The 6,518-nt window shown below is 45.9% G+C and carries 9 protein-coding genes; 1 reads left to right on the forward strand and 8 read right to left on the reverse strand.

The genetic code is table 11. The features are described from left to right. Positions 1-1,134: RNA repair domain-containing protein (locus H6S82_RS13750; protein WP_191056318.1), on the reverse strand; the 1,134-nt coding region annotated here is incomplete at its 3' end. A gap of 253 nt (positions 1,135-1,387) precedes the next feature. Here H6S82_RS13750 and H6S82_RS13755 point away from each other — a divergent pair. Further along, positions 1,388-2,797, forward strand: a complete 1,410-nt coding sequence (locus tag H6S82_RS13755) for a Rieske 2Fe-2S domain-containing protein (RefSeq protein WP_190474900.1) — start codon at positions 1,388-1,390, stop codon at positions 2,795-2,797. A 164-nt stretch (positions 2,798-2,961) separates the two neighbouring features. On the opposite strand, the gene nifT is transcribed toward H6S82_RS13755, so the two are convergent. The 7 genes from nifT to cysE form a co-directional block, all read right to left on the reverse strand. Further along, on the reverse strand, positions 2,962-3,165 hold the full coding sequence (gene nifT, locus H6S82_RS13760) for a putative nitrogen fixation protein NifT (protein ID WP_190474902.1): 204 nt from the start codon (positions 3,163-3,165) through the stop codon (positions 2,962-2,964). 5 nt (positions 3,166-3,170) lie between these two features. Beyond that, positions 3,171-3,428: a nitrogen fixation protein NifZ gene (locus H6S82_RS13765; RefSeq protein WP_190474904.1), complete on the reverse strand. Its 258-nt coding sequence runs from the start codon at positions 3,426-3,428 to the stop codon at positions 3,171-3,173. After that, entirely contained in the window at positions 3,428-4,549 is a 1,122-nt protein-coding gene (gene nifV, locus H6S82_RS13770; protein ID WP_190474906.1) for a homocitrate synthase, read from the reverse strand. Before nifV ends, H6S82_RS13765 begins: the two co-directional genes overlap by 1 nt. Before the next feature lie 176 nt (positions 4,550-4,725). Next, on the reverse strand, positions 4,726-4,863 hold the full coding sequence (locus H6S82_RS13775) for a hypothetical protein (protein WP_190474909.1): 138 nt from the start codon (positions 4,861-4,863) through the stop codon (positions 4,726-4,728). A gap of 83 nt (positions 4,864-4,946) precedes the next feature. Next, positions 4,947-5,474 (reverse strand): Dps family protein, encoded by a 528-nt coding sequence (locus tag H6S82_RS13780; protein ID WP_190474911.1) that lies wholly within the window; start codon positions 5,472-5,474, stop codon positions 4,947-4,949. An 87-nt stretch (positions 5,475-5,561) separates the two neighbouring features. Further along, positions 5,562-5,807: an Asr1405/Asl0597 family protein gene (locus tag H6S82_RS13785; RefSeq protein WP_190474913.1), complete on the reverse strand. Its 246-nt coding sequence runs from the start codon at positions 5,805-5,807 to the stop codon at positions 5,562-5,564. Positions 5,808-5,811: 4 nt separating this feature from the next. Continuing rightward, a complete protein-coding gene (gene cysE / locus H6S82_RS13790; protein WP_190474915.1) occupies positions 5,812-6,507 on the reverse strand; it encodes a serine O-acetyltransferase in 696 nt (231 codons plus the stop codon). Positions 6,508-6,518: the final 11 nt, after the last annotated feature.

The following is a 6,518-nucleotide window of genomic DNA, read 5'->3' on the forward strand; positions in this document are numbered from 1 at the left end:
ATCTTTGATGCCAAAATGATCTGAGGGATAGAGAGTTGATTCAGTATCGGGAATTGCTTCGTTCGCAAACAGTTCGATCGACTGCGGTATCCAACGCTTATCCTCATCCCGCCACAGAATGCGATCTAATCGCGCCACTTCTCCCGTTAAACTCATCAATGCTGCAAGCGGATTTTGTTGCGGGTCGAAAGTGTAACCGGCTGATTCTGGATGCAATTCCTGCCAAACATCAATATAGTTATTTTCCGTGAATATTTCTGCCAATTCATCATTTCGGATATTAAAATCTCCGATAATTGCACAATCACCCGGTTGCGTTTTTAGATATTCCAGTAATATACTGATTTGATGGGTACGTTTTTCGATCGCATTGCGTGCGCGATCGCTTGTCAAATGCACCGCCGCTACCTGCAATTGCTCATCGTTTACCAGCCAAGTTCCCACCAGCACTCGCTTGTGCTGTGAATACTCATGTTCGACTAAGGTAAATGGCAACTTCGATAAAATTAGAATACCATGAGATGGAAGCGTCGAGCCAGAGGGCGATTCCGAAATAAAGTAATCCCGTACCCAATCTTGCGTTAACAGAAATTCCAGCAGTGGTAGCGTTACTTCTTGGAGAGCGATAATATCTGCATCGCAAGAACGCAGATGTGCGGCGATAACGGGAATACGCTTTGCTGTTTGAATAATCTCCGATTCGTAAGTATCGCAAAGAACATTCAAACTCACTATTTTTAAAGTATTTGATTTGGTTGATATAGTGCGATCGACTGGTTGCCAGCTTGGCGATATATACTCGTAAACAGGTCGCGCCTTAAATGTCGATATTGTAGATTTAGTAGTATCCGAGTTATTTATTTGCACTTGTGCTGGCGTTACCCATGCCGTTGGCGGTAACTCATCTGTAGAGACGAGATCGAGATGACGATCGCGATCCCAGACGATCGTATCTTGGCAGCGAAAGTAGCGGATACGATGCCAGGGAATATCTCCATCTGCTTGCCATTCTATCAGCGGTTTTTCCCAAATCCTCTCCTCCCACCTGCGATCGCGATAGCCGATCGTAAAAGCGTTGGCGTTCAACCGCCCATCCCATACAATCCGATGGTATACTTCGCGACTGGTTGCCATTTTTTGCTTTTCTGAGTTCGGCTTCGACATATTAGCTAGGGCGTCGGGGATAGGGGAAGAAGCTAAAAAAGGCAGGCAGGATGCCTACCCCACAAGAATTTTTAGAGATGTCTATTACACCTTGGCGTTGCATACATGGCTCTTTTCTAATTCTAGAGGCTGGATAGGAGAACCACTGACAGCTGACAACTGACCAACAGAGAATTGTTAAGATCTATAAAGAAACATTTCTGTAACCAGACAAGTGTTGGGAATGCTGACGAAAGAGCCGATCGAAATAACTCAATCCAACGAGCTGCCGGCGGGTGGAACTGACCCCACTCGCTTTGACAACAAAGAAGCTTGGTATCCCGTTCACTATATTGAAGATCTAGACAAATCAAAGCTGACCAAATTTACGCTCTTGGGTCAAGACCTGGTAATTTGGTGGGACAGAGAAGCACAGAATTGGCGGGCATTTGAGGATCGGTGTCCTCATCGTCTCGTACCGCTTTCTGAGGGGAGAATTGCCGAAGATGGCTTGTTGGAATGTCCTTATCACGGTTGGGCCTTCAAAGGTGATGGCAAGTGCGATCGCATTCCGCAACAACTTCCCGGTAACACAGCTCACGAGTCGAAACGCGCCTGCGTAGCATCCCTACCCACAGCAGAACGACAAGGATTGCTTTTCGTTTATCCCGGAAAGCCGGAAAATGCCCCCAAGGTGAATATCCCCATAGTCGAACCAATGGTAGAATCGCCGGATGAGTGGATTTGCCTAAACACCTTTCGGGATTTGCCTTACGATGCCTTGACTGTCCTGGAAAACGTCCTCGACGCCAGTCACGTCCCCTTCACCCATCATCGTTCTGTGGGAAATCGCGCCAATGCCGCCCCGGTGGAACTGGAAGTGGTAGAATCCGGCAAACAGGGTTTCAAAGGTATTTGGGAAGAAGGGCCGCGCAAAGGCAAGCTGGGACGGCAAGACACCACCTTCATCGCCCCCGCCTTGATGTGGCACGACCTCACCTCCAAACAGTTTGGCAGAACGCTGACTGTTGTCTACGCTACCCCGATTCGCAAGGGAGAATGTCGCGTATTTGCGCGTTTCCCGTTTAAGTTTTCTTCCAAGTTGCCGGGATTGTTTATTAAACTAACTCCGCGCTGGTATTCCCACATCGGACAAAACAGCGTTCTGGAAGACGATCAGATTTTCTTGCATTATCAAGAACGTTATCTGGAAGCGAAGGGTGGCAGCGTTAATTATGCCAAGGCGTGTTATCTGCCAACTCGTGCAGATTCTTTCGTGTCGTCGTTGCGAAAGTGGGTGAATGAATACGAAGCTGACCCGTTTCCGGGTGAGAGTCTGTCGCCACCATTATCTACAGAAATTTTGCTCGATCGCTACCATTCCCACACAGTAAAATGTGCCAGTTGCAGTAAAGCACTTACCAATATTAAACGGATAAGATGGGGAATCGGAATTGCAGGTGCGATCGCTTGGTTAATACTTCCTATCCTCGCCCTCACTTTCAGTAATTCTGCCATTCTCCTGACAATTATGTCATCTGTTCTTACATTGCTAGCCGGATCTGCATGGCTTTGGTTGGGCAAACTAGAGCGACAATTATATCGAGGACGATCGGTACCACTCCGCAATCTGCCAGAGAAGAAAAGGGAGTAAGATGGGACTCGCCCCTCTTTACTCCCCATTGTCCATGTATGTGTAGCGATCGATGTTTATAAGACTTACCCAACTGGCGCTATGATTGGGGTGCGTCAGAGAATCTTTCCCCTCGCTTTATCGATCTATAACGAAAGTCTGACGCACCTTACAGTTGATTGATTTTAGGCGATTCTTTTTGCCTCCACAGTTTGCGGCAGTTTTAAAGGTTGTTGCAAATCAGAAATTTCTAACTCCCATCCATTAGCTAGGGTCAAAATTTTTCCCTCAGTTCCCGGTCTTTCGTCAACAACTTCCTCTTCTAAGTCTTTCTTAGCTACATAAACGATCAGATGTCCGTTAGTATGGCGGCGCAACATCACTTTCATTAGATTTACTCCACAATTTCTAATTCTTTCTTCCGACAGCCGACAATGAAACCTCTTTCCAGAAAATGCACTGCATAGATGTAGGAGGTTTGCAAATATGTACCGATGCCAACGATATAACCTACTTCGCCTTTTTTGGCTAGCGTTGCACCAATTTCTTGACCGGGAAAAGTCCCATCATTGCGAATTAACTTGCGAGTCCGCACTTTTTGGGACATTTCAAAGGCCGGGGGGCCATCCAACTCAATTTCATCCGATATCATTATGCGCTCCTCCTATCGTTTGCCAAGTTGAGTAATTCCTGAACAGTTAAACTGCGTTTTACTTGTACAGAAAAATTTCTTACCCGCTCTAAAATTGATTGGGTTTCATCTGGATTAAGCTCGATACCGTGCTGTTGGAATACATTAGAAAGTATATGCCGACCTGAATGTTTGCCGATCGCTAAATATCGCTGCCGTCCGATATCTTCCGGTGCAAACGGTTCGTAAGTGACGGGATTTTGCAGTACGCCATGAGCGTGAATACCAGCTTCGTGAACAAAGGCATTTTCGCCAACAATTGCTTTCCAAGGTGGCACAGTACCGCCAGATGCTCTTTCGACAATGCGGGAGAGTTCGTGAAAATGCCGAGTATTGATTCCCAGATCTAAATTATAGATTTGTTTGAGCGCCATTACAACTTCTTCTAAGGCGGCGTTACCCGCTCTTTCACCCAATCCGTTCACAGTGGTATTTACAGATTTGGCACCTGCTAAAACACCTGCGGTCGCATTTGCTGTTGCCATCCCTAAGTCGTTATGGGTGTGCATTTCTACAGGAATTTCTAACAAGGAAACGAGTTCGCTTACTTTCGCGTAGGTACGGAAGGGATCGAGAATACCGACCGTATCGCAGAAGCGAAACCGCGATGCACCTAATTCTTCGACATAGAGTGCGACATCGAGGAGAAAATTTTCATCTGCTCTCGAAGAATCTTCGCCACCAACTGATACATATAAACCTCGATCGAGCGCAAAATTGACGGTTTTTTCTAGCTGGGAAAGCATTCCCCGCCAGTCGCCTTGGAATTTAGCATCGATTTGAATATCCGAGACGGGAATCGAGATATGTACTCGCTTTAAGCCGCAAGCGATCGATGCTTCAATATCGCTCTTAACGGCACGGTTCCAACCAAGGAGTTGCGCTTGCAAACCTAAGTCCAGAATCCGAGCGATCGCTTTTTGTTCTTCCCGTCCCATTGCGGGAATACCTATTTCTAATTCTTGCACGCCTATCGTATCTAGGAAAAGTGCGATCGCGATTTTTTCTTCTGCGCTAAAAGCAACACCCGCAGCCTGTTCGCCATCTCGCAGCGTCGTATCGTTAATCTGAACTCGATTCATAATGCTCCTCTCTCTCTCTCTCGTTTTCTATTTATCCAATACTTTTTATTCCTTTACATAGAGATGGGAAGTTTTTTCGATTATTTTGGTTTTCCAATATTTTTAGTTGACAACCAAAAAAATTTCCACTTCCCATCTCTTTATCCTAGTTGCCTGCCATCACAACGCACTGTAAATTAAATACGTGTCAGTTTGTGGTAAGGCTTAGCTTTCTTCAGCGGATCTTCAAAATCGCCCATGATTTTTTTGAGCATCTGCTGATATATTAACGCCCACAGCAGTAACAAGCCTGCTGAAAAAAACATACTTACCATGAGAGGAGCCTCCTAATGTTAGCTAAAGTGGAGATTTGAGTTTTAACAAATGCAGTTCTTGGCCAGGAATTAAACAAATTAATTTATTTAATTAGGCTATCTTCTGCGAGAAAATGAGCTAGATGAAAAGCCCGATCTTCAGTTTGCAAAAGAATCTGCTCGTACAAATAGCGGGTAGCGCGATCGCCTACACTTTCCGCTTGAGTTGCTTGGCGACGAATTAAATTAACGATCGCTTGTTCCGCCAGTAGATCGTGTTCGACCATCGAACGAGCCGGAAACGTTCCATCTGGTTCTATGGTGAAACAACATAATTCTGCTAGTTTCGTAAAGCTGGCTACGGGCGTTCCTCCCAAACCATTCAAGCGTTCTCCTAGACTGTGAACGTGACCTTGAACTGCTTCGTAACTTTCTTGAAAGAACTCATGCAGCGAGTAAAATTCTGCCCCTTCTACTACAAAATGGTGTTTTTGATATTGTAGGTAAAGCGCTTGCAAACTCGCTAGTGCAATATTCAATCCTTCCGTAACGGGAACCGTTACTTCCTGTCCCAATCCAATCGGATTTTCTTGTACTTCTCCAAAAGATTGTTTGAGGTTTAGTTGTGCCATTCATTTACTCCAGAATATAAGGACGTGGCTAATGTATTAATTGACAGCTAGTAATGAGTTCTCTTAACGATTCCCAATACTCTAACTCTATACTTGCCAACAACGCTGCAACCAATCTACTAACTCAGCACGAGAAGCGATGAATTGCAACACAGTACTGCGAACGAGAACAGCTTCGATGCTATTATTAATCTCGACCCGCAAAGAACCATCTGCCGGACACCAACAGGGAATTTTCAACTCTTGCAGACGGCGATGAACTTGCCAGCGATCGCGCCGGGAAACTTGGACAAGAAGACCCGTTAAAGTGTCAGAATTAGGAGGTTTAAACATAGTGTTAGGAATTGATTGCCTGTAGGTTTTTGAGTTGTTCTTCTAATTGCTCGATCCGAGAAACTAGACTGCGGATGACAGTTGCTTCGGGGTCTGGTAACTTTCCATGTTCCAAAGGACAACCTTTACCCTGTTTAGAAACAATTCGTCCTGGAATACCGACAACTGTGCAATCGGCAGGTACATCTCGCAGTACGATCGAACCCGCACCAATGCGAACGTTATCGCCAATTTTGATATTGCCGAGTACCTTCGCGCCTGCACCGACTACGACATTGTTCCCCAGCGTGGGATGGCGCTTACCGGTTTCTTTACCAGTACCGCCAAGGGTGACGCCTTGATAAATCAGTGCGTACTCTCCGACGATCGCAGTTTCGCCAATCACCACACCCATCCCGTGATCGATGAATGTGCCTTTGCCAATAGTGGCACCTGGGTGAATTTCAATTCCCGTCAACAATCGCCCAATGTGAGAAATTAAGCGGGGAATCAAACTAACTTTGCGGATGTGCAACGAATGGGCGATGCGATGCAAGCACAAAGCGTGAAAACCCGGGTAACACAACAACACCTCTAACCAGTTACGGGCAGCGGGGTCGCGTTCAAAAATAATCCGAAAATCTGCCAGTATCGCTTGCAGTTGGCTGTTGAGACATCGTTCCCGAGCGATCGAGTCTGTTAGGGATCTACCAATGCACATAAATTGCTCCT

This window comes from Planktothrix sp. FACHB-1355 (genome assembly GCF_014748295.1).
In the GTDB taxonomy this organism is placed as follows: Bacteria; Cyanobacteriota; Cyanobacteriia; order Cyanobacteriales; family Aerosakkonemataceae; genus Aerosakkonema; species Aerosakkonema funiforme_A.

What these genes read in the sequence shown, in the direction of transcription:
- H6S82_RS13755 (WP_190474900.1), top strand. Translation starts at nt 1,388, where the DNA reads ATGCTGACGAAAGAGCCGATCGAAATAACTCAATCCAACGAGCTGCCG.
- nifT (WP_190474902.1), bottom strand. Translation starts at nt 3,165, where the DNA reads ATGAAAGTGATGTTGCGCCGCCATACTAACGGACATCTGATCGTTTAT.
- H6S82_RS13765 (WP_190474904.1), bottom strand. Translation starts at nt 3,428, where the DNA reads ATGATATCGGATGAAATTGAGTTGGATGGCCCCCCGGCCTTTGAAATG.
- nifV (WP_190474906.1), bottom strand. Translation starts at nt 4,549, where the DNA reads ATGAATCGAGTTCAGATTAACGATACGACGCTGCGAGATGGCGAACAG.
- H6S82_RS13775 (WP_190474909.1), bottom strand. Translation starts at nt 4,863, where the DNA reads ATGGTAAGTATGTTTTTTTCAGCAGGCTTGTTACTGCTGTGGGCGTTA.
- H6S82_RS13780 (WP_190474911.1), bottom strand. Translation starts at nt 5,474, where the DNA reads ATGGCACAACTAAACCTCAAACAATCTTTTGGAGAAGTACAAGAAAAT.
- H6S82_RS13785 (WP_190474913.1), bottom strand. Translation starts at nt 5,807, where the DNA reads ATGTTTAAACCTCCTAATTCTGACACTTTAACGGGTCTTCTTGTCCAA.
- cysE (WP_190474915.1), bottom strand. Translation starts at nt 6,507, where the DNA reads ATGTGCATTGGTAGATCCCTAACAGACTCGATCGCTCGGGAACGATGT.